The organism is Streptomyces sp. HUAS 15-9, assembly GCF_025642155.1.
Taxonomy (GTDB): Bacteria; Actinomycetota; Actinomycetes; order Streptomycetales; family Streptomycetaceae; genus Streptomyces.
Window position 1 is genome coordinate 5,154,685 of sequence record NZ_CP106798.1, and the last position, 20,128, is coordinate 5,174,812.

Consider the following 20,128-nt stretch of genomic DNA (forward strand, 5'->3'; position numbering starts at 1 on the left):
AGAGAAGACTGAAGCCTTATGGCTACCACTTCGCTTGACCTGGCCAAGGTGCGCAATATCGGCATCATGGCCCACATCGACGCGGGCAAGACGACCACCACCGAGCGGATCCTGTTCTACACCGGCGTTTCTTACAAGATCGGTGAGGTCCACGACGGCGCTGCCACCATGGACTGGATGGAGCAGGAGCAGGAGCGTGGCATCACGATCACCTCTGCTGCCACCACCTGCCACTGGCCGCTGGAAGACGTCGACCACACCATCAACATCATCGACACGCCGGGCCACGTCGACTTCACCGTCGAGGTGGAGCGTTCCCTGCGCGTGCTCGACGGTGCCGTGACGGTGTTCGACGGCGTCGCCGGCGTTGAGCCGCAGTCCGAGACCGTGTGGCGTCAGGCGGACCGTTACGGCGTTCCGCGTATCTGCTTCGTCAACAAGCTCGACCGCACGGGCGCCGAGTTCCACCGCTGCGTCGACATGATCTCGGACCGCCTGGGCGCGCAGCCGATCGTCATGCAGCTCCCGATCGGCGCCGAGGCCGACTTCAAGGGCGTCGTCGACCTCGTGACGATGAAGGCCCTGGTCTGGTCCGCCGAGGCCACCAAGGGCGAGATGTACGACGTCGTCGACATCCCGGACACGCACACCGAGGCTGCCGAGGAGTACCGCGGCAAGCTGCTGGAGGCCGTGGCCGAGAACGACGAAGAGATCATGGAGCTGTACCTGGAGGGCACCGAGCCCTCCGTGGAGCAGCTGTACGCCGCGATCCGTCGCATCACCATCGCCTCCGGCAAGTCCAAGGACACCACGGTCACCCCGGTGTTCTGCGGCACCGCGTTCAAGAACAAGGGCGTCCAGCCCCTGCTCGACGCGGTCGTGCGCTACCTCCCCTCCCCCCTGGACGTCGAGGCCATCGAGGGCCACGACGTCAAGGACCCGGAGACGGTCGTCAAGCGCAAGCCGTCCGAGGACGAGCCGCTGTCGGCGCTGGCGTTCAAGATCATGAGCGACCCGCACCTCGGCAAGCTCACCTTCGTCCGGGTCTACTCGGGCCGCCTGGAGTCCGGCACCTCGGTGCTGAACTCCGTCAAGGGCAAGAAGGAGCGCATCGGCAAGATCTACCGCATGCACGCGAACAAGCGTGAGGAGATCGACTCGGTGGGCGCCGGCGACATCATCGCCGTCATGGGTCTGAAGCAGACCACGACCGGTGAGACGCTGTGCGACGACAAGCAGCCGGTGATCCTGGAGTCCATGGACTTCCCGGCGCCGGTCATCCAGGTCGCCATCGAGCCCAAGTCGAAGGGCGACCAGGAGAAGCTGGGCGTCGCGATCCAGCGCCTGGCCGAGGAGGACCCGTCCTTCCAGGTCCACTCGGACGAGGAGACCGGCCAGACCATCATCGGTGGTATGGGCGAGCTGCACCTCGAGGTGCTGGTCGACCGTATGCGCCGTGAGTTCAAGGTCGAGGCCAACGTCGGCAAGCCGCAGGTCGCGTACCGCGAGACGATCCGCAAGGCCGTCGAGCGCGTGGACTACACCCACAAGAAGCAGACCGGTGGTACCGGTCAGTTCGCCAAGGTGCAGATCGCGATCGAGCCCATCGAGGGCGGCGACGCGTCGTACGAGTTCGTGAACAAGGTGACCGGTGGCCGTATCCCGAAGGAGTACATCCCTTCGGTGGACGCCGGTGCTCAGGAGGCCATGCAGTTCGGCATCCTCGCGGGCTACGAGATGACCGGCGTGCGCGTCATCCTCATCGACGGTGGCTACCACGAGGTCGACTCCTCCGAGCTCGCCTTCAAGATCGCCGGTTCGCAGGCCTTCAAGGAGGCCGCGCGCAAGGCCAGCCCCGTGCTGCTCGAGCCGATGATGGCCGTCGAGGTCACCACGCCCGAGGACTACATGGGTGAGGTCATCGGCGACATCAACTCCCGCCGTGGTCAGATCCAGGCCATGGAGGAGCGGGCCGGTGCCCGCGTCGTGAAGGGCCTCGTGCCCCTGTCGGAGATGTTCGGCTACGTCGGCGACCTCCGCAGCAAGACGTCGGGTCGCGCAAGCTACTCGATGCAGTTCGACTCCTACGCCGAGGTTCCGCGGAACGTCGCCGAGGAGATCATCGCGAAGGCCAAGGGCGAGTAACGCACCGCGTTCACACGCTTTAGGCTTGACTCCGGAGCCTCAAGGGGCATTCGGCCACATTCCTGGACGAATGCCCCGGGTTCCGGGCTTTCCAGCAAAGATCACCTGGCGCCGATGAAGTAAGGCGTACAGAACCACTCCACAGGAGGACCCCAGTGGCGAAGGCGAAGTTCGAGCGGACTAAGCCGCACGTCAACATCGGCACCATCGGTCACATCGACCACGGTAAGACGACCCTCACGGCCGCCATTACCAAGGTGCTGCACGACGCGTACCCGGACCTGAACGAGGCCACCCCGTTCGACAACATCGACAAGGCGCCCGAAGAGCGTCAGCGCGGTATCACCATCTCCATCGCGCACGTCGAGTACCAGACCGAGGCGCGTCACTACGCCCACGTCGACTGCCCGGGTCACGCGGACTACATCAAGAACATGATCACCGGTGCCGCGCAGATGGACGGCGCGATCCTGGTGGTCGCCGCCACCGACGGCCCGATGCCGCAGACCAAGGAGCACGTGCTCCTGGCCCGCCAGGTCGGCGTTCCGTACATCGTTGTCGCCCTGAACAAGGCCGACATGGTGGACGACGAGGAGATCATGGAGCTCGTCGAGCTCGAGGTCCGTGAGCTCCTCTCCGAGTACGAGTTCCCGGGCGACGACCTGCCGGTCGTGCGTGTCTCCGCGCTGAAGGCCCTTGAGGGCGACGCGCAGTGGACCCAGTCGGTCCTCGACCTCATGAACGCCGTCGACACCTCCATCCCGGAGCCCGAGCGTGACGTCGACAAGCCGTTCCTGATGCCGATCGAGGACGTCTTCACGATCACCGGTCGCGGTACGGTCGTCACCGGCCGTATCGAGCGTGGTGTCCTCAAGGTCAACGAGACCGTCGACATCATCGGCATCAAGACCGAGAAGACCACCACCACGGTCACCGGCATCGAGATGTTCCGCAAGCTGCTCGACGAGGGCCAGGCGGGCGAGAACGTCGGCCTCCTGCTCCGCGGCATCAAGCGCGAGGACGTCGAGCGCGGCCAGGTCATCATCAAGCCGGGCTCGGTCACCCCGCACACCGAGTTCGAGGCGCAGGCCTACATCCTCTCCAAGGACGAGGGTGGCCGCCACACGCCGTTCTTCAACAACTACCGTCCGCAGTTCTACTTCCGTACGACGGACGTGACCGGCGTTGTGACCCTCCCCGAGGGCACCGAGATGGTCATGCCGGGTGACAACACCGAGATGACGGTGGAGCTCATCCAGCCCGTCGCCATGGAAGAGGGCCTGAAGTTCGCCATCCGCGAGGGTGGCCGCACGGTGGGCGCCGGCCAGGTCACCAAGATCAACAAGTGATCTTGACCGACCCGGCCAGGTCTCTGACCTGGTAGCTGTCGAGGGGGCCCGTACGACTTCGGTCGTACGGGCCCCTTTGCGTTGTGCGGGGTGGGCGGGGGTGGGCGGGCCGGCGCTGAAGTGCACGCGACTTTGAAGGTTGCCGCGGGGCCGCCCGCTTCTTGGTCAGCGTCGTGCTTCCACGCCCCGAGTAAAGGGCGCTCCCTGCGGTCGCGTCGGCTGCGCCGATGCCCCTGCGGGGCACCCTTGACTAGGGGCGTTCCAGCACGGGTGAGAAGCGAGCGGGCGGCCGGGGGAAACTGGCCGGCTTGGGTGGGTCGGGCCCTTGGGTGGGCTGCGTTCGCGTCCGGGGTGATGGGGGCGCGGTTGCGCCTCGCCTGCACGCCGGGCGGGCTTAGCGGCGTGCGGCCGGTGGGGAGTGGAGCGCGGGGGCTGAGTGGCGGCACGCCGGGTCGGCTCAGCGGCGAGCGGCCGGTGGGGCGGGGCGCGCATCGGCCGGGTGGTGGCACGCCGGGTGGGATTGGCGGCTTGCGGCCGGTGGGGAGTGGAGCGCGGGGGCTGAGTGGCGGCACGCCGGGTCGGCTCAGCGGCGAGCGGCCGGTGGGGCGGGGCGCGCATCGGCCGGGTGGTGGCACGCCGGGTGGGATTGGCGGCTTGCGGCCGGTGGGTGGGGTGCCCGAGGCGGCTGGGAGCACCGGGTCGGGCTGAACAGCTTGCGGAGAGTGACCAATCGCGCCCTAGGGAAGCGATTGGAAGGAATCGGCCAGTCGGGAACCCAAAGGACCAGGTCAGCAGCGGCCTGGGCTGTCCCATTCCTTCCAACCACCTACTTATCGCCCACCTCACGCACACTCAGCCGCCACACCCCCCTCCCTCCCGGCCCCTTGGTCACGTCCGCTGGAGTGGTGTATCGACGGCCACTCGGTGATCTCGTTTTGAGGCTATGCGGTGAGTTCGGTCGGGAGGACGGTCTCGTCGGTTTCTGACTCGATCGGGTGGAGGCGGGCCTTGGCCAGGAGGTCGAGTCCCATGTAGCGGCGGGCTTCGGTCCACTCGTCGTTCTGCTCGGCCAGCACCGCGCCGACCAGGCGGATCAGGGCGGTGCGGTCGGGGAAGATGCCGACCACATCGGTGCGGCGGCGGATCTCCTTGTTGAGTCGTTCCTGCGGGTTGTTCGACCAGATCTGCCGCCAGCTCTCGCGCGGGAACGCGGTGAACGCCAGCACGTCGCCCTGAGCGGCGTCCAAGTGGGCTGCGGCTTTGGGGAACTTGGCTTCCAGGGCATCGAGGACGTGGCGCATCTGGGCCTGGACGGCTTCGGTGTCGGGCTGTTCGAAGACGGTCCGCAGCAGGGTGGCCACCCACGGCTGGGCCGACTTGGGGACCTGGCTGAGCAGTGCGCGGGCGTAGTGAGTACGGCATCGCTGCCAGCTCGCGCCGGGCAGGGTGGCCCCGATCGCGTTGACCAGGCCCATGTGCGCGTCGGAGATGACCAGTTGGACGCCGGACAGGCCGCGGGCGATCAGTGAGCGCAGGAAGGCCAGCCAGCCGGCGCCGTCTTCGGCGGTGGCCACGTCCAGGCCGAGAATCTCGCGGTGCCCGTCGGCATTGACGCCGACCGCGATCAGCGCGTGGACGTTGATGATCCGGCCGCCCTCGCGGACCTTCTGCGTGAGCGCGTCCACCCAGACGAACGCGTAGGGGCCGGCGTCCAGGGGGCGATTACGGAACGCGGCGACCTGCTCGTCGAGGTGCTTGGCCATCGCGCTGACCTGCGACTTCGATAGCTGGGTGACGCCGAGGGTCTCGGCGAGCTTCTCCACTCGGCGGGTCGAGACGCCCAGCAGGTAGGCGGTGGCGACCACCGAGATGAGGGCCTGCTCGGCCCGCCGGCGTCGCTCCAGCAGCCAGTGCGGGAAGTAACTGCCGGACCTGAGCTTGGGGATGGCGAGTTCGACGGTGCCCGCCCGGGTGTCCCACTCGCGTGGGCGGTATCCGTTGCGGTGGTTGACTCGCTCGTCGCTGACCTGCCCGTATTCGGCGTTGCAGAGGGCGTCGGCCTCGGCGGACATGAGCGCGTCGGCGAACGTTTTGACCATCGCGCGCAGCAGATCGGGACTCGCCGCAGCGAGGTTGTCCTCGGCGAGGACATGCAGGGGCAGACTGTCGGGTGCGGTCATCGTGCTGATCTCCTTCGGGCTTCGACACCTCGAAGATCAGCCGGTGGCCGTTCATCTATGCGGGCCTCATCCCAACGCCGGAGCAAACCCCCGGATCAGGTCGAACCCGTACACCATCTCCCTGGACGCAACCGGCCCCTTTGCTCCCTCCCCCAACCGGCAGCAGGCCGCTGAGTTCGCCCGGCGTGCGCCCACCCGGCCTCGGCGCCCGACCGCCCACTGGCCGCAGGCCGCTGAGTTCGCCCGGCGTGCGCCCACCCGGCCTCGGCGCCCGACCGCCCACTGGCCGCAGGCCGCTGAGTTCGCCCGGCGTGCGCCCACCCGGCCTCTGCGCCCGACCGCCCACTGGCCGCAGGCCGCTGAGTTCGCCCGGCGTGCGCCCACCCGGCCTCTGCGCCCGACCGCCCACTGGCCGCAAGCCGCTATGCCGACCCGGCGTGCTGGCGAGGCGCGAGCGCGCCCCCGAACTCAGGACGCGAACGCAGCCCACCCAAGGGATGGTGCCCCAAGCCGGCCACTTTCCCCGGGCTGCCCGCTCGCTTCTCACCCGTGTTGGAGCGAGCCGAGTCAAGGGTGGCCCGCAGGGCCATCGCCGAAGGCGACGCGGAGCGATAGCGGAGCGCCCTTTACTCGGGTCGTGGAAGCACGACACTGACCAAGAAGCGGGCGGCCCACCTGTGCTTGACAGTCGGCGTCGGCAAAGACCTACGACCGGGCAGTGATTCACCGGGACGTGGCACACCGTAAGACGGTCAGCTCGGCCCAGACCGTCTTGCGGGGACGTGGTCCAGGGACAACGCCCCACCGGTCGGCGAAGGCCTCGACGAGGACGAGACCCCGGCCGACTTCCGACTCGGGGGCGGGACGCTGAGGGCAGGGCAGGCCGTCCCCGCGAGTGTCCGTCACCTCGATACGGAGGGTGTCGGCGACGACGTACAGCGACAGCCGGAAGTCGCGCCCCCGCACACGCCCATGCGTGGCCGCGTTGGCGGCCAGCTCCGCGACGACCTGCGCCGCCTCCTCCGACGGCAGCCCCCAGGAGCGCAGTTGCTCGGTGGCGAGGAGCCGGGCCAGGCGGGCGCCCCGGGGCGTGGGTGACAGGAGCACGCTGAAGTTCCGGACGGTGCAGTCGAGTTGGGTGGAGTTTTCCTGGTTCACGTCACTCAGCGTGGCCGCGTCTGCGTGCCGTGAACAGTGACGCCGCCGATACGTACGGTTACTGTCCGGCGCTTGTCCGGTCACGTCCGGGCTGTCGAGGACGGCCGTACGGGTAGGGGGCGTCGCGGCACGGTCGTACGACGGAGGGGTGCGGGATGAGTGTGGACGGCGAGGCGGTACGGCTCAAGAGCGAGGCCGACGAACCGGGTTGGGAAGTGGACCCGGACGACGACTGGGGCATCGCCGTGATCGCAACCGTCGGACGTCAGCTCAAGCTGCGGCGCGAGGCGGTGGGAATGCGGGCCGCCGCGTTCGGGGAGGCCGTCGGGTATGGCGAGGACATGGTGTACAAGATCGAGGGCGGGAAGCGGATCCCAAGGCCCGAGTATCTGGACAGGGCGGACGAGGTGTTGGGGGCGGGCGGGTTGCTCTCGGCGATGAAGGAGGACGTGGCCAAGGTCCGGTATCCGAAGAAGGTGCGGGACTTGGCGAAGATGGAGGCCAAGGCGGTTGAGATCGGCGTGTACGAGTGCAACAGCGTCAGTGGGCTCCTGCAGACGCCAGATCACGCGCGGACCTTGATTGAGGCCGGGCAACCGCCGTACTCGCCGGACGACGTGGAACGGATGGTGGCCGCTCGTCTGGCTCGGCAATCGGTGTTCGACCGGACCCCGGCCCCGTCGATCAGTTTCGTGCTGGAAGAGGCGCCACTGCGACGGAACGTCGGGGGCACAATGGTTTGGCGGCAGCAGCTCGAACGTCTGCTGGAGGTGGGGCGGTTGCGTCATGTCACGCTTCAGATGATGCCGACCAGAAGCGATGCCCACCCTGGGCTGGACGGCAGGATCGAACTGCTGAAGTTCGAGGACGGTACGGCCATGGGGCGCTCCGACGGCGCCTTCAATGGCCGACCGACTTCCGACCCGAGGCATCTGCGCATCCTTGAGCCGCGCTATGGCACCATCCGGGCGCAGGCTCTCCCGCCGCGGGAGTCGCTGGCCTTCATCGAGCAACTGCTGGGAGAAACATGATCCGCAAGGCTTCAGTCGGGGACGCCTCCGAGCTGGCGTGGTTCAAGAGCAGCTACAGCAGCGGCACGGATGGCGAATCCTGCGTCGAAATCGCCCCCACCCCCACCACCATCCACATCCGAGACTCCAAGAACCCCACCCACGCCCCCCACCTCACCTTCCCACCGTCCACCTGGACGGCCTTCGTCGCGTACGCCGCTGAAGCGTGACCCTCGCCCGCGCCCGCGAGGTCTTCGGTCCGCTCGGGGGCGTAGTGGAAATCGGGGCGGTGAACGCCACGGGCGCCTGGGATCTTGCGGATGTCTCGGTCGGCGGATTCCTGTCCCGTAAGCGGGATGAGATGAGCCACCTGATGGTCGGTATCCGGTCGGTCTGCCGCTTCGGCGATGCGGAGATGGCGATGGCCGACGAGGTGGGCTGGTTTCGCGACTACGAAGTCTCGGCGGCGCATCTGCTTCTTTGGTCCGGAGGACTCACAGGAGTCCCGGAGCCCCTGGGGAAGCTGGACGAGCCGGCACAGGTGCGACGCATGTGCCGCATGGGCGCGGACATACAACTGACGGATCTCCTCCAGGCGTTGATCAACGCGGCCGTCGCGGCCGGGACGGGGCCTCACCAGGGCGCCCCTCGGATCGCCGACATCCTCGACATCGCATCCGACCTGGCGGACCCCACCGGCCGCAGCGCCCCCGCACTGGTCTTCAGGATGTGGCGAGTGGCCCACCTCCCACCCGTCCTGCGCGCCGACTCGGACGCGCCGCTGAGCGGAAGGGCGGGCTTCCGGGCGTACGACGAGGCACTGGAGGAACTGCTGCCGACGCCTGTTCAGTCGGCGGGGCGCACGCAGCCCCCGTCGGCTCGTACGACGGGCTCGCCGGAATACCAGTCCGGGCGGAATGAGAGCTCGGCGCCCTGATCGGGGCTCGTCGCTGTGCACGTCGACCGCGACAGGCAGATCCGGATCCGCGTCGGCCCGCGTTTCTGGGAGGCTGAGCCGGAGCCGGAACTCGATCCGGACGAGGTCGAGAAGTCCGAACTCCCCTAATCCGCCTTCTTCTGTGCCTTGCTCCGTTTGTCCTCCGTCTTCACCGCGTCGTTGACCTTCTTGGCCAGCTCGTCGTCGAGCTTCTTGAACTCGCGGACGACGGTGTCGGACATGTCGGCGAGGGCGTCGAGCTGCTGGGTGATGTCCTCGCGGCCGTCCTCCCAGTTGGACTCGAAGTCGTCGAGGGCGTCGTTGACCTTGCCGCTGCCGACGTCGTCCTTGTACGACTCGAAGAGCTTCTTGGTGTGGTTGAGGCGGGTCTTGATCGACCGGAGCCGGCGGCCGTAGTCCTCCAGCTCGGTCAGCGGGAGTGAGAGATCGCTCTTGCCTTTGCCCACGCGACCGTCCCCCGTTCTCGTAGCTCGTAGTCTGGCCGCACCGTACATCAGCATGGTGCCTGAACAAGCGATCGACGAAACGGGGACTCGACAGCCATGGCCCGCTACATGGAGGCGCTCACCATCGAGCGCGGCGGTTTCCGCATCAAGGTGCCCGAGTCGTGGTGGGAGTTCGACGTACGGCCGGAGTCACGGGACGACTCGATCCGGCGCATGGTGAACGAGCGCGTCGAGGCGCACCCCGAGCTGGCCCAGTACCGCGACACCTACACAACGTTCCTCCAGAAGGCCGCGGCGGACGCCTGGAAGTCCGGTGCGATGTACTGCGGTTGCATGGCGGAGAGCTTCGGCGGCGACACCCCCATCACCGGCTCGGTCACCGTCTCGCTCGTCGGTGGCCGTACGCGGGACGGCGCACCCCTGTCGAACGACCCCGCGTCCATAGCAGCCCAACTCGCCGTCAAGGAGGCGAAGAAGGAAGGCGACTCCTGGCGCAAGGTGACGACGGTCGACATCCCCGGCGTCGGACCCGCGGCCCGTACCTACGGCGTCGAGGACATCCCGGTCCCCGGCGACAGCCTCAACCGCACCATCCGTGCCGTACTGATGCAGACGTACATCCCGGTGCCCGGACAGGAGGGCAAGGTAGCCCTGGTCGCCGGCAGCAGCCAGATCCTCGACCTCGCCGACTCCTTCTTCGACATCTTCGACGCGATCACGTCGACGTTCCGCTTCGCGGAGGGGTCCGGCTGATGACGGCCGGAGAGGGAAGGGCAGCCATGGCGTCCGAGTGGGACTGGGAGAGCGGCGCGGGCCTGCTGGGCATCGACGTCCCCGAGGACTGGGATGCCGCGTTCGAGCGCGGCGAGGATCACCTCGGTACGGCGGCGATCGGCTTGGCCTTCAACTGCTCGCTGGAGGAGGCCTCGCCTCGGATCGTGCGGGCGATGCAACTGGATCACCCTCAGCGGGGGTTCGCGATCACCGATGCGGGCGCGGTGGCGCGGACCAACGGTGCACTCACACGACGTTCGCGTACGACTCCACGGACCGACTTGCGCATGCTGTCGGCCCGGACGGGACGCTCGACCTTCTCCGTGACAACCACGGTCGTCTCATCGAGGAAAGGGTCAACGACCGCAGGTTGTCGTTCGAGTACGACGCACTCGGTCGACGCACGGCACGTATCACGCCCAGCGGTGCCCGCAGCACCTGGATGTATGACGCAGCGGGGCGTCGCACCAGCGTGGTCACCCCCGGCGGCCGATCAATCCAGTTCACCTACGACGAGGTTGGTCGCGAACTGGCCCGTCATATCAGCGGAAACCTGACCCTGTCCAAAACCTACGACCCCATGGGGCGTCTGACGAGTCAGACGCTTACCGGGCCGGTCGGGGCCCGCCCCCGACGCCGCACGTACGGTTACCGTGCTGATGGCAACGTGATAGCCATCGGCGACCCACTGGCCGGCGACCGCCGCTTCGAACTGGACGCAGTGGGTCGTGTTACAGCGGTGCACGCGGAAGACTGGACCGAGAGGTACGCCTACGACGACGCAGGCAATCAGACGGCAGCCGAATGGCCGACAAACCACCCGGGCCGCGAGGCCTTGGGAGCCCGCGAGTACGAGGGTAGTCGCATCACACGGGCTGGCCGCGTTCGCTACGAACACGATGCTCTGGGCCGCATCACCCTGCGCCGAAAGCCTCGCTTGTCCCGCAAGCCGGACACCTGGCGTTACGAATGGGATGCTGAAGACCGCCTGACGGCATTGGTCACGCCGGATGGCACTCTCTGGCGTTATGAGTACGACGCCTTGGGGCGCCGCACGGCCAAGCTTCGCCTGGGCGGCGATGGGCAGGAGGTCGTCGAGCGCATCGATTTCACCTGGGACGGTACGACACTCTGTGAGCAGACGACGGTCGCCCCCGGCCTACCGAACCCGGTGTCTCTCACCTGGGACCACCAGGACTCGCACCCGGTGGCCCAGACAGAGCGCGTGATGGCGACGGATGCACCGCAAGAGGAAATCAACTCGCGCTTCTTCGCGATTATTACCGATCTGGTGGGAACCCCGACTGAACTCGTCGACGAGCATGGGAAGGCGGGTTGGCAAGCCCGCAGTACCGTATGGGGTACGACGGCCTGGACGGCCGATTCCAGCACCTACACTCCACTTCGTTTCCCTGGCCAGTATTTCGACCCGGAAACAGGCCTGCACTATAACTACTTCCGTCATTACGATCCAGAAACCGCTCGTTATCTGACATCTGACCCGCTCGGTATCGAGCCATCGCCCAACCCGGATGTATATGTCACCAACCCCTACCGATGGACCGATCCACTTGGGCTCTCCCCGTATGTGGCCGTCGACACCAATCCCGTGATCGATGCACTAAATGGCACCAAGACGGCCGAAGTGGATGCGGCACTGGCGGGAAGATCGCCTGTCCTTTCTCCCCAGGCGCATCGCGAACTTCTCGAAGGCGGGCATGACCCCGAAGTCATCAGTAAGTGGCTGTCGGAGCGTGGCGGCCGAATGGGCCCGGAAGCCACTGAGCAAGGCGTGAAGGACTTCCAGGCGAGACTCAAGGCGATGTGGAAAGGTAAGAGTTTCAACCCGATGATTCGTGACCACGATGCAATGGTCTTGCATTCTGCCGCACAGGAGGGGTTGTCGATCATTACGAATGACAAGAAGTTCTATCAAAATGCAGAACGTCTAGGATTTTCAACAGAGCGATATTAGGTGCTGGTGAGACAGGGCACACCAGTCTTGAGGAGGGACTGTCACTATGGGGCTCGATGAGGCCGCGCCTGGCGGGAGCGTGGAGGGGCTTGATCTCGACGAGATCGAAGAGATGTGCTCGGTCGCTACGCCGGGCCCGTGGTTCGTCAGAAACCTTGATGACGACTACGCCATGAACCTTGTTGGGGTCAGCACGGTGGAGGACACGGGCAGAGGGGAGCGATGGCCCGACTTCGACCATGGAGAGTTGGTCGCGGCCACTTTGGTACAGCACCCCCGCTACGTGGATTGCGCGGACGGCCGCTGGGACGAGAACGCGGCCTTCATCGCTATGGCCAGAGATGTCGTACCCAAGCTCGTGAACGAGGTCAGACGCCTTCAACAGATCCTCGCGACCTCCAGCGCCCGATCAGATGCTCGCGCTGATCCGGAATCCTCATGAGTCACCCTGGATCGGAGTCACTGGTAGAGCAACGTAGGCCGGTACGCCGCCGCGCGCAGCGCCGACTGTCGCCAGTCCGTCGGCGCGGATGTGGGGGAGTTCCAGACGATCGGTTCCTACCGGCTTCAGCTTGCCCCCGCGGACGGCAGCACCCGCACGGTCCGGCTCCGGGGCACGGACGGAACGAACTCCCGGATCCGTATCGGGGGCAAGCATGTCCGGGGCAGGGCCGCCCCGCTCGCCGGCCATGCGGGCAGGCTGTGCAGACTCACACGGTGGAAGGAGATCGCTGCCACCGCCAAGCTGCGGGACGAGAGGGCGCCGGAGCGGGAGACCGGCCCGCGGCTCTCCGCGGTACCGATGCCGCGACTGCCGCGCTACGCGTCGGGAGCCGCGACCGCAGCCTGCTGTTTTGCGGCCGCCGCCGGGCTCGTCGCCGTACCCTTCCTGCAGGGTCTCGTGACGGGCGCGCTCGCCGGGCTGCTCGGCGCCGTGTCCGGCGGGCTCACCCCGTACGCCCTGCCGGGCCCCGGGTTTGACCTACGTCACCCGAGGGGTATTCTCTCCGGCCCGATTGGCCAGCCCCCTGCCCCGTATGGCAGACTAGCGGGGTTGCTCGGTCGAGTGTTGATGCTGCGCGCCTCCCGCCGGGAGGACCGGAAGCGAGTCCCACAGTACTCGTCGCCCTAACTGCCTGCGGGCAGCACTGGGGCGGACGTACGGGAATCTTCCGGGAAGTGTGAGCGCGGCACCGGCCAGGCGCCCGGTGGGCCTTCCGCCCCCGGCTTGCGGTTCCGGTAGGGCCGTGTGCAGTCCCGTAGGGATGTTCGAACAAGGGACATCTCTGTCAGCGGGAGCGCGACACGCCCGACCGCGTGGGTCGGAGGACGGGAAGAGGAACACCGGGTTCCAGAGCGTTGAAGAGACAGGACTACTGAGTAGCCATGGCGGGACAGAAGATCCGCATCCGGCTCAAGGCCTACGACCACGAGGTCATCGACTCCTCGGCGAAGAAGATCGTCGAGACGGTGACCCGCACTGGTGCGTCGGTCGCGGGCCCGGTGCCGCTGCCCACTGAGAAGAACGTGTACTGCGTCATCAAGTCGCCGCACAAGTACAAGGACTCGCGCGAGCACTTCGAGATGCGCACGCACAAGCGCCTGATCGACATTCTCGACCCCACCCCCAAGACCGTTGACTCTCTGATGCGACTCGACCTCCCGGCCGGCGTCGACATCGAGATCAAGCTCTGAGGGTCGGTGAGCTGAGAATGGCTAAGCAGATCAAGGGCATCCTGGGCGAGAAGCTCGGCATGACGCAGGTGTGGGACGAGAACAACCGTGTTGTTCCGGTCACCGTCGTCAAGGCCGGCCCCAACGTCGTCACCCAGGTCCGTACCAACGACGTCGACGGCTACGAGTCGGTCCAGATCGCCTTCGGCGAGATCGACCCGCGCAAGGTGAACAAGCCCCTCAAGGGCCACTTCGCCAAGGCCGACGTCACCCCCCGTCGTCACCTCGTCGAGATCCGTACGGCTGACGCCTCCGAGTACACGCTCGGCCAGGAAGTCACCGCCGAGGTCTTCGAGGCCGGCGTGAAGGTCGACGTCACCGGCAAGAGCAAGGGCAAGGGCTTCGCCGGTGTCATGAAGCGTCACAACTTCAAGGGCCTCGGCGCCGGACACGGCACCCAGCGCAAGCACCGCTCCCCCGGTTCCATCGGTGGCTGCGCCACCCCGGGCCGCGTGTTCAAGGGCCTCCGCATGGCGGGTCGCATGGGCAACGAGCGGGTCACCACCCAGAACCTGACCGTCCACGCCGTTGACGCGGAGAAGGGTCTGCTGCTCATCAAGGGCGCGGTTCCCGGTCCGAACGGCGGCCTCGTCCTGGTCCGCACCGCGGCCAAGGGGGCCTGAGGTAACCGATGAGCACTGTTGACATCCTTTCGCCGGCGGGCGACAAGGCCGGTTCCGTCGAGCTCCCCGCGGAGATCTTCGACGCCAAGGTCAGCGTTCCGCTGATCCACCAGGTCGTCGTCGCGCAGCTGGCCGCTGCCCGCCAGGGCACCCACAAGACGAAGACCCGCGGCGAGGTCCGTGGTGGCGGCAAGAAGCCGTACCGCCAGAAGGGCACCGGTCGCGCCCGCCAGGGTTCGACCCGCGCGCCGCAGTTCGCCGGTGGTGGCGTCGTGCACGGTCCCGTGCCGCGTGACTACTCGCAGCGCACCCCCAAGAAGATGAAGGCCGCCGCCCTGCGCGGTGCCCTCACCGACCGGGCGCGTCACAACCGCATCCACGTCGTCTCCGGCGTGGTCGAGGGCGAGAACCCCAGCACCAAGGCCGCCAAGAGCCTGTTCGGCAAGATCAGCGAGCGCAAGAACCTGCTCCTGGTCGTCGAGCGCGCCGACGAGGCCGCGTGGCTGTCCGCCCGCAACCTGCCCCAGGTCCACATCCTGGAGCCGGGCCAGCTGAACACGTACGACGTTCTCGTCTCGGACGACGTGGTCTTCACCCAGGCCGCTTTCGAGTCCTTCGTGTCTGGCCCCAAGGCCGCTGACACCGAAGGGAGCGAGGCCTGATGGCTACGCGTCACCCGAGCATTGCCTCGAAGGCCGCCAAGGCCGCCAAGGCCGCGCGCGTCGCCAAGGCGAAGCGCCACGCCACCGAGGGCAAGAACACCGTCGAGACCCCGCTGAGCAAGTCCTTCACGGACCCCCGTGACGTGCTGCTGAAGCCGGTCGTCTCGGAGAAGAGCTACGCGCTCCTCGACGAGGGCAAGTACACGTTCATCGTCGCCCCGGGCGCCAACAAGACCCAGATCAAGCAGGCCGTCCAGGCGGTCTTCGACGTCAAGGTCACCGGGGTCAACACGATCAACCGCCAGGGCAAGCGCAAGCGCACGAAGACCGGTTTCGGTCAGCGTGCCGGCAGCAAGCGCGCGATCGTGACCCTCGCCGAGGGCGACCGTATCGACATCTTCGGCGGTCCGACCGCGTAAGCGGGTCGGATCGTCCGATATCGGACGAGGACTGAGAAATGGGAATCCGCAAGTACAAGCCGACTACGCCGGGCCGTCGTGGCGCCAGCGTCGCCGACTTCGTCGAGGTCACGCGGTCCACGCCGGAGAAGTCGCTGGTCCGCCCCCTGCACAGCAAGGGCGGCCGTAACAACGCCGGTCGTGTGACCGTTCGCCACCAGGGTGGCGGACACAAGCGCGCCTACCGAGTGATCGACTTCCGTCGTCACGACAAGGACGGCGTGCCGGCGAAGGTCGCGCACATCGAGTACGACCCCAACCGCACCGCGCGCATCGCGCTGCTGCACTACGCCGACGGCGAGAAGCGCTACATCCTCGCCCCGCGCAACCTGCAGCAGGGTGACCGCGTCGAGAACGGTCCCGGGGCCGACATCAAGCCGGGCAACAACCTGGCCCTCCGCAACATCCCGGTCGGTACCACGATCCACGCGATCGAGCTCCGTCCCGGTGGCGGTGCCAAGTTCGCCCGCTCCGCCGGTGCCTCCGTGCAGCTGCTCGCGAAGGAGGGCTCGATGGCCCACCTCCGCATGCCGTCCGGTGAGATCCGCCTGGTCGACGTCCGCTGCCGCGCCACCATCGGTGAGGTCGGCAACGCCGAGCAGAGCAACATCAACTGGGGCAAGGCCGGCCGTAAGCGGTGGCTGGGCGTTCGCCCGACCGTCCGTGGTGTCGTGATGAACCCGGTCGACCACCCGCACGGTGGTGGTGAGGGCCGGACCTCCGGTGGTCGCCACCCTGTGTCCCCGTGGGGCAAGAAGGAAGGCCGTACTCGTTCGCCCAAGAAGGCGTCGAACAAGTACATCGTCCGCCGCCGCAAGACGAACAAGAAGCGCTAAGGACGGGTTGAGATGCCTCGTAGCCTGAAGAAGGGGCCCTTCGTCGACGACCACCTGATCAAGAAGGTGGACGCCCAGAACGAAGCCGGCACCAAGAACGTCATCAAGACCTGGTCCCGCCGCTCGATGATCGTCCCGGCCATGCTGGGCCACACCCTCGCGGTGCACAACGGCAAGACCCACATCCCGGTGTTCGTCACCGAGTCGATGGTCGGCCACAAGCTCGGCGAGTTCTCGCCGACCCGCACCTTCCGGGGCCACGTCAAGGACGACCGGAAGTCGAAGCGCCGCTAGCAGCGGATCGCATTCAGACACGTAAGTAACTGAGAGGGACAACCATGGAAGCCAGGGCCCAGGCGCGGTACATCCGCGTTACGCCCATGAAGGCCCGCCGCGTGGTGGACCTTATCCGTGGCATGGATGCCACGGAGGCTCAGGCTGTTCTGCGATTCGCTCCGCAGGCAGCCTCCGTGCCCGTCGGCAAGGTGCTCGACAGCGCCATCGCCAACGCCGCGCACAACTACGACCACACCGACGCCGACAGCCTCTTCATCTCCGAGGCGTACGTCGACGAGGGTCCGACCCTGAAGCGGTTCCGGCCGCGCGCCCAGGGCCGTGCCTACCGGATCCGCAAGCGGACCAGCCACATCACCGTGGTCGTCAGCAGCAAGGAAGGAACCCGGTAATGGGCCAGAAGGTAAACCCGCATGGGTTCCGGCTCGGTGTCACGACCGACTTCAAGTCGCGTTGGTACGCCGACAAGCTGTACAAGGACTACGTCAAGGAAGACGTCGCCATCCGTCGGATGATGACGTCCGGCATGGAGCGCGCCGGTATCTCGAAGGTGGAGATCGAGCGCACCCGTGACCGCGTGCGTGTGGACATCCACACCGCTCGTCCGGGCATCGTCATCGGCCGCCGTGGCGCCGAGGCCGACCGCATCCGCGGTGACCTCGAGAAGCTCACGGGCAAGCAGGTCCAGCTGAACATCCTCGAGGTCAAGAACCCCGAGACCGACGCTCAGCTGGTGGCCCAGGCCGTTGCCGAGCAGCTCTCCTCCCGCGTCTCCTTCCGCCGCGCCATGCGTAAGAGCATGCAGTCGGCGATGAAGGCCGGCGCCAAGGGCATCAAGATCCAGTGCGGTGGCCGCCTCGGCGGCGCCGAGATGTCCCGCTCGGAGTTCTACCGCGAGGGCCGTGTGCCCCTGCACACGCTCCGCGCGAACGTGGACTACGGCTTCTTCGAGGCCAAGACGACCTTCGGCCGTATCGGTGTGAAGGTCTGGATCTACAAGGGCGACGTCAAGAACATCGCCGAGGTCCGCGCCGAGAACGCTGCGGCCCGTGCGGGTAACCGCCCGGCCCGCGGTGGTGCCGACCGCCCGGCCCGTGGTGGCCGCGGTGGCGAGCGGCGCGGTCGCAAGCCGCAGCAGGCTGCCGGCGCCGAGGCCCCCAAGGCCGAGGCTCCCGCGTCCGCTCCGGCTGAGAGCACCGGAACGGAGGCCTGACCGACATGCTGATCCCCCGTAGGGTCAAGCACCGCAAGCAGCACCACCCGAAGCGCCGTGGTCAGGCCAAGGGCGGTACGACGGTCGCGTTCGGCGAGTACGGCATTCAGGCCCTCACGCCGGCGTACGTGACCAACCGCCAGATCGAGGCGGCCCGTATTGCGATGACCCGCCACATCAAGCGTGGCGGCAAGGTCTGGATCAACATCTACCCGGACCGCCCGCTCACGAAGAAGCCGGCCGAGACCCGCATGGGTTCCGGTAAGGGTTCGCCGGAGTGGTGGATCGCGAACGTGCACCCGGGCCGGGTCATGTTCGAGCTGTCCTACCCGAACGAGAAGATTGCGCGTGAGGCTCTCACTCGTGCGGCTCACAAGCTGCCGATGAAGTGCCGCATCGTCAAGCGCGAGGCAGGTGAAGCGTGATGTCGGTCGGTACCAAGGCGTCCGAGCTGCGCGAGCTGGGCAACGAGGAGCTTCTGGGCAAGCTCCGCGAGGCCAAGGAAGAGCTGTTCAACCTCCGCTTCCAGGCGGCGACGGGCCAGCTCGAGAACCACGGCCGTCTGAAGGCGGTCCGCAAGGACATCGCGCGGATCTACACCCTGATGCGCGAGCGTGAGCTGGGCATCGAAACGGTGGAGAACGCCTGATGAGCGAGAAGAACGTGACTGAGCAGACTGAGCGCAACGCGCGGAAGACCCGTGAGGGCCTGGTCGTCAGCGACAAGATGGACAAGACCGTCGTCGTCGCCGTCGAGGACCGTGTGAAGCACGCGCTGTACGGCAAGGTCATCCGCCGTACGAACAAGCTCAAGGCGCACGACGAGCAGAACGCTGCCGGTGTCGGCGACCGCGTCCTCCTGATGGAGACCCGGAAGCTGTCGTCCAGCAAGCACTGGCGCGTCGTCGAGATCCTCGAGAAGGCCAAGTAGGTAATTCCCGCAAGGGAATTCCAAAAAAGTACGTTCCTGCGGGGCATCCCCCGCAGGACAGTTCCGCCAGGCTCCGGGGGCCGCTCACCGAGCGGTCCCCGGGGAACCGGCAGACAAACAGGAGATAGACGTGATCCAGCAGGAGTCGCGACTGCGCGTCGCCGACAACACTGGTGCGAAGGAAATCCTTTGCATCCGTGTGCTCGGTGGCTCCGGTCGCCGCTACGCGGGCATCGGTGACGTCATCGTCGCCACCGTCAAGGACGCGATCCCCGGTGGCAACGTGAAGAAGGGTGACGTCGTCAAGGCGGTCATCGTTCGCACCGTCAAGGAGCGCCGCCGTCCGGACGGCTCGTACATCCGCTTCGACGAGAACGCCGCTGTCATTCTGAAGAACGACGGCGACCCTCGCGGCACCCGCATCTTCGGCCCCGTCGGCCGTGAGCTGCGCGAGAAGAAGTTCATGAAGATCATCTCGCTCGCGCCGGAGGTGCTGTAAGCATGAAGATCAAGAAGGGCGACCTGGTCCAGGTCATCACCGGTAAGGACAAGGGCAAGCAGGGCAAGGTCATCGCGGCCTTCCCCCGCGAGGACCGCGTCCTGGTCGAGGGTGTCAACCGGGTCAAGAAGCACACCAAGGCCGGCCCGACCGCTCGCGGTTCGCAGGCCGGTGGCATCGTCACGACCGAGGCCCCGATTCACGTGAGCAACGTTCAGCTCGTCGTGGAGAAGGACGGCAACAAGGTCGTCACGCGTGTCGGTTACCGCTTCGACGACGAAGGCAACAAGATCCGCGTTGCCAAGCGGACGGGTGAGGACATCTGATGGCTACCACCACCACTCCGCGTCTGAAGCAGAAGTACCGCGAGGAGATCGCGGGCAAGCTGCGTGACGAGTTCAAGTACGAGAACGTCATGCAGGTTCCCGGTCTCGTCAAGATCGTGGTCAACATGGGTGTCGGCGACGCCGCCCGTGACTCGAAGCTGATCGAGGGCGCCATCCGCGACCTCACCACGATCACCGGTCAGAAGCCGGCCGTCACCAAGGCCCGCAAGTCCATCGCGCAGTTCAAGCTGCGTGAGGGCCAGCCGATCGGTGCCCACGTCACGCTCCGTGGCGACCGCATGTGGGAGTTCCTGGACCGCACCCTGTCGCTCGCGCTCCCGCGCATCCGCGACTTCCGCGGTCTGTCCCCCAAGCAGTTCGACGGCCGTGGCAACTACACCTTCGGTCTCACGGAGCAGGTCATGTTCCACGAGATCGACCAGGACAAGATCGACCGTACCCGGGGCATGGACATCACCGTGGTCACCACGGCGACCAACGACGCTGAGGGCCGCGCGCTCCTTCGTCACCTCGGCTTCCCGTTCAAGGAGGCGTGAG

General features: G+C 66.8%; 24 protein-coding genes and 1 pseudogene. 22 read left to right on the forward strand and 3 right to left on the reverse strand.

The features are described 5' to 3' along the window. Positions 1 to 18: 18 nt before the first annotated feature. Together fusA and tuf are read left to right on the forward strand one after the other, a co-directional pair. Positions 19 to 2,145 carry an elongation factor G gene (fusA, locus tag N8I87_RS23830; protein WP_263211574.1) on the forward strand — a complete coding sequence of 709 codons (2,127 nt, stop codon included), beginning with the start codon at positions 19 to 21 and terminating at the stop codon, positions 2,143 to 2,145. 155 nt (positions 2,146 to 2,300) lie between these two features. Then, positions 2,301 to 3,494: an elongation factor Tu gene (gene tuf / locus N8I87_RS23835; protein ID WP_263211576.1), complete on the forward strand. Its 1,194-nt coding sequence runs from the start codon at positions 2,301 to 2,303 to the stop codon at positions 3,492 to 3,494. Positions 3,495 to 4,435: 941 nt separating this feature from the next. Here the strand turns inward: tuf and N8I87_RS23840 are convergent. Together N8I87_RS23840 and N8I87_RS23845 are read right to left on the reverse strand one after the other, a co-directional pair. Then, on the reverse strand, positions 4,436 to 5,674 hold the full coding sequence (locus tag N8I87_RS23840) for an IS256 family transposase (protein ID WP_263211578.1): 1,239 nt from the start codon (positions 5,672 to 5,674) through the stop codon (positions 4,436 to 4,438). A gap of 723 nt (positions 5,675 to 6,397) precedes the next feature. Then, positions 6,398 to 6,832: an ATP-binding protein gene (locus tag N8I87_RS23845; protein ID WP_263211580.1), complete on the reverse strand. Its 435-nt coding sequence runs from the start codon at positions 6,830 to 6,832 to the stop codon at positions 6,398 to 6,400. Positions 6,833 to 6,987: 155 nt separating this feature from the next. On the opposite strand from N8I87_RS23845, the gene N8I87_RS23850 reads away from it, so the two are divergent. Genes N8I87_RS23850 through N8I87_RS23860 form a run of 3 tightly spaced genes read left to right on the forward strand, consistent with a single transcriptional unit; the run spans position 6,988 to position 8,779 of the window. Next, complete coding sequence (locus N8I87_RS23850) at positions 6,988 to 7,863, forward strand: helix-turn-helix domain-containing protein (RefSeq protein WP_263211582.1); 876 nt, start codon at positions 6,988 to 6,990, stop codon at positions 7,861 to 7,863. Next, positions 7,860 to 8,072 carry a DUF397 domain-containing protein gene (locus N8I87_RS23855; RefSeq protein WP_263211584.1) on the forward strand — a complete coding sequence of 71 codons (213 nt, stop codon included), beginning with the start codon at positions 7,860 to 7,862 and terminating at the stop codon, positions 8,070 to 8,072. The genes N8I87_RS23850 and N8I87_RS23855 overlap by 4 nt, the downstream gene beginning before the upstream one ends. Continuing rightward, positions 8,069 to 8,779 (forward strand): hypothetical protein, encoded by a 711-nt coding sequence (locus N8I87_RS23860; protein ID WP_263211585.1) that lies wholly within the window; start codon positions 8,069 to 8,071, stop codon positions 8,777 to 8,779. Before N8I87_RS23855 ends, N8I87_RS23860 begins: the two co-directional genes overlap by 4 nt. Before the next feature lie 125 nt (positions 8,780 to 8,904). Here the strand turns inward: N8I87_RS23860 and N8I87_RS23865 are convergent, their stop codons facing one another. After that, a complete protein-coding gene (locus N8I87_RS23865; protein WP_263211587.1) occupies positions 8,905 to 9,246 on the reverse strand; it encodes a hypothetical protein in 342 nt (113 codons plus the stop codon). Positions 9,247 to 9,342: 96 nt separating this feature from the next. Between N8I87_RS23865 and N8I87_RS23870 the strand changes: the two genes are divergently transcribed. The 17 genes and pseudogenes from N8I87_RS23870 to rplE all read left to right on the forward strand — a co-directional run bounded on the left by N8I87_RS23870 (position 9,343) and on the right by rplE (position 20,127). Further along, positions 9,343 to 9,999, forward strand: coding sequence for a hypothetical protein (locus N8I87_RS23870; RefSeq protein ID WP_263211588.1), 657 nt, complete (start codon positions 9,343 to 9,345; stop codon positions 9,997 to 9,999). A gap of 271 nt (positions 10,000 to 10,270) precedes the next feature. After that, a pseudogene (locus tag N8I87_RS23880) lies at positions 10,271 to 11,605 on the forward strand (RHS repeat-associated core domain-containing protein); the annotation flags it as partial. A 436-nt stretch (positions 11,606 to 12,041) separates the two neighbouring features. Further along, positions 12,042 to 12,437: a hypothetical protein gene (locus tag N8I87_RS23885; RefSeq protein ID WP_263211590.1), complete on the forward strand. Its 396-nt coding sequence runs from the start codon at positions 12,042 to 12,044 to the stop codon at positions 12,435 to 12,437. Positions 12,438 to 13,381: 944 nt separating this feature from the next. After that, positions 13,382 to 13,690, forward strand: coding sequence for a 30S ribosomal protein S10 (gene rpsJ, locus N8I87_RS23890; protein ID WP_003948644.1), 309 nt, complete (start codon positions 13,382 to 13,384; stop codon positions 13,688 to 13,690). 17 nt (positions 13,691 to 13,707) lie between these two features. After that, a complete protein-coding gene (gene rplC / locus N8I87_RS23895) occupies positions 13,708 to 14,352 on the forward strand; it encodes a 50S ribosomal protein L3 (RefSeq protein ID WP_062706771.1) in 645 nt (214 codons plus the stop codon). Between the two features lie 8 nt (positions 14,353 to 14,360). Then, a complete protein-coding gene (gene rplD, locus N8I87_RS23900; RefSeq protein ID WP_132857208.1) occupies positions 14,361 to 15,014 on the forward strand; it encodes a 50S ribosomal protein L4 in 654 nt (217 codons plus the stop codon). Continuing rightward, complete coding sequence (gene rplW, locus N8I87_RS23905; protein WP_164187146.1) at positions 15,014 to 15,433, forward strand: 50S ribosomal protein L23; 420 nt, start codon at positions 15,014 to 15,016, stop codon at positions 15,431 to 15,433. Before rplD ends, rplW begins: the two co-directional genes overlap by 1 nt. A 38-nt stretch (positions 15,434 to 15,471) precedes the next feature. Continuing rightward, entirely contained in the window at positions 15,472 to 16,308 is an 837-nt protein-coding gene (rplB, locus tag N8I87_RS23910) for a 50S ribosomal protein L2 (RefSeq protein WP_031167077.1), read from the forward strand. 12 nt (positions 16,309 to 16,320) lie between these two features. Next, complete coding sequence (rpsS, locus tag N8I87_RS23915) at positions 16,321 to 16,602, forward strand: 30S ribosomal protein S19 (protein ID WP_003992359.1); 282 nt, start codon at positions 16,321 to 16,323, stop codon at positions 16,600 to 16,602. Between the two features lie 44 nt (positions 16,603 to 16,646). Next, positions 16,647 to 16,994, forward strand: a complete 348-nt coding sequence (rplV, locus tag N8I87_RS23920; protein WP_003974262.1) for a 50S ribosomal protein L22 — start codon at positions 16,647 to 16,649, stop codon at positions 16,992 to 16,994. Beyond that, positions 16,994 to 17,815 carry a 30S ribosomal protein S3 gene (gene rpsC, locus N8I87_RS23925; RefSeq protein ID WP_003998826.1) on the forward strand — a complete coding sequence of 274 codons (822 nt, stop codon included), beginning with the start codon at positions 16,994 to 16,996 and terminating at the stop codon, positions 17,813 to 17,815. The genes rplV and rpsC overlap by 1 nt, the downstream gene beginning before the upstream one ends. A 5-nt stretch (positions 17,816 to 17,820) precedes the next feature. Beyond that, positions 17,821 to 18,240 (forward strand): 50S ribosomal protein L16, encoded by a 420-nt coding sequence (gene rplP / locus N8I87_RS23930; RefSeq protein ID WP_004927269.1) that lies wholly within the window; start codon positions 17,821 to 17,823, stop codon positions 18,238 to 18,240. Next, complete coding sequence (gene rpmC, locus N8I87_RS23935) at positions 18,240 to 18,464, forward strand: 50S ribosomal protein L29 (protein WP_055632347.1); 225 nt, start codon at positions 18,240 to 18,242, stop codon at positions 18,462 to 18,464. Before rplP ends, rpmC begins: the two co-directional genes overlap by 1 nt. Continuing rightward, entirely contained in the window at positions 18,464 to 18,745 is a 282-nt protein-coding gene (rpsQ, locus tag N8I87_RS23940; protein ID WP_263211605.1) for a 30S ribosomal protein S17, read from the forward strand. Before rpmC ends, rpsQ begins: the two co-directional genes overlap by 1 nt. 130 nt (positions 18,746 to 18,875) lie before the next feature. After that, complete coding sequence (gene rplN, locus N8I87_RS23945) at positions 18,876 to 19,244, forward strand: 50S ribosomal protein L14 (protein ID WP_003998823.1); 369 nt, start codon at positions 18,876 to 18,878, stop codon at positions 19,242 to 19,244. A gap of 2 nt (positions 19,245 to 19,246) precedes the next feature. After that, positions 19,247 to 19,570: a 50S ribosomal protein L24 gene (rplX, locus tag N8I87_RS23950; RefSeq protein ID WP_003992365.1), complete on the forward strand. Its 324-nt coding sequence runs from the start codon at positions 19,247 to 19,249 to the stop codon at positions 19,568 to 19,570. Continuing rightward, complete coding sequence (rplE, locus tag N8I87_RS23955; RefSeq protein WP_061920719.1) at positions 19,570 to 20,127, forward strand: 50S ribosomal protein L5; 558 nt, start codon at positions 19,570 to 19,572, stop codon at positions 20,125 to 20,127. Before rplX ends, rplE begins: the two co-directional genes overlap by 1 nt. Position 20,128 lies beyond the last annotated feature (1 nt).

Bases quoted from the DNA above. Each gene is read 5' to 3' on its own strand.
- rplB (WP_031167077.1), top strand. From the start codon at position 15,472: ATGGGAATCCGCAAGTACAAGCCGACTACGCCGGGCCGTCGTGGCGCC.
- N8I87_RS23885 (WP_263211590.1), top strand. From the start codon at position 12,042: ATGGGGCTCGATGAGGCCGCGCCTGGCGGGAGCGTGGAGGGGCTTGAT.
- rpmC (WP_055632347.1), top strand. From the start codon at position 18,240: ATGTCGGTCGGTACCAAGGCGTCCGAGCTGCGCGAGCTGGGCAACGAG.
- rplX (WP_003992365.1), top strand. From the start codon at position 19,247: ATGAAGATCAAGAAGGGCGACCTGGTCCAGGTCATCACCGGTAAGGAC.
- rplD (WP_132857208.1), top strand. From the start codon at position 14,361: ATGAGCACTGTTGACATCCTTTCGCCGGCGGGCGACAAGGCCGGTTCC.
- fusA (WP_263211574.1), top strand. From the start codon at position 19: ATGGCTACCACTTCGCTTGACCTGGCCAAGGTGCGCAATATCGGCATC.
- rplW (WP_164187146.1), top strand. From the start codon at position 15,014: ATGGCTACGCGTCACCCGAGCATTGCCTCGAAGGCCGCCAAGGCCGCC.
- rpsS (WP_003992359.1), top strand. From the start codon at position 16,321: ATGCCTCGTAGCCTGAAGAAGGGGCCCTTCGTCGACGACCACCTGATC.
- rpsC (WP_003998826.1), top strand. From the start codon at position 16,994: ATGGGCCAGAAGGTAAACCCGCATGGGTTCCGGCTCGGTGTCACGACC.
- N8I87_RS23855 (WP_263211584.1), top strand. From the start codon at position 7,860: ATGATCCGCAAGGCTTCAGTCGGGGACGCCTCCGAGCTGGCGTGGTTC.
- rplE (WP_061920719.1), top strand. From the start codon at position 19,570: ATGGCTACCACCACCACTCCGCGTCTGAAGCAGAAGTACCGCGAGGAG.
- N8I87_RS23840 (WP_263211578.1), bottom strand. From the start codon at position 5,674: ATGACCGCACCCGACAGTCTGCCCCTGCATGTCCTCGCCGAGGACAAC.
- rpsJ (WP_003948644.1), top strand. From the start codon at position 13,382: ATGGCGGGACAGAAGATCCGCATCCGGCTCAAGGCCTACGACCACGAG.
- N8I87_RS23870 (WP_263211588.1), top strand. From the start codon at position 9,343: ATGGCCCGCTACATGGAGGCGCTCACCATCGAGCGCGGCGGTTTCCGC.
- N8I87_RS23850 (WP_263211582.1), top strand. From the start codon at position 6,988: ATGAGTGTGGACGGCGAGGCGGTACGGCTCAAGAGCGAGGCCGACGAA.
- rpsQ (WP_263211605.1), top strand. From the start codon at position 18,464: ATGAGCGAGAAGAACGTGACTGAGCAGACTGAGCGCAACGCGCGGAAG.
- rplC (WP_062706771.1), top strand. From the start codon at position 13,708: ATGGCTAAGCAGATCAAGGGCATCCTGGGCGAGAAGCTCGGCATGACG.
- rplV (WP_003974262.1), top strand. From the start codon at position 16,647: ATGGAAGCCAGGGCCCAGGCGCGGTACATCCGCGTTACGCCCATGAAG.
- rplP (WP_004927269.1), top strand. From the start codon at position 17,821: ATGCTGATCCCCCGTAGGGTCAAGCACCGCAAGCAGCACCACCCGAAG.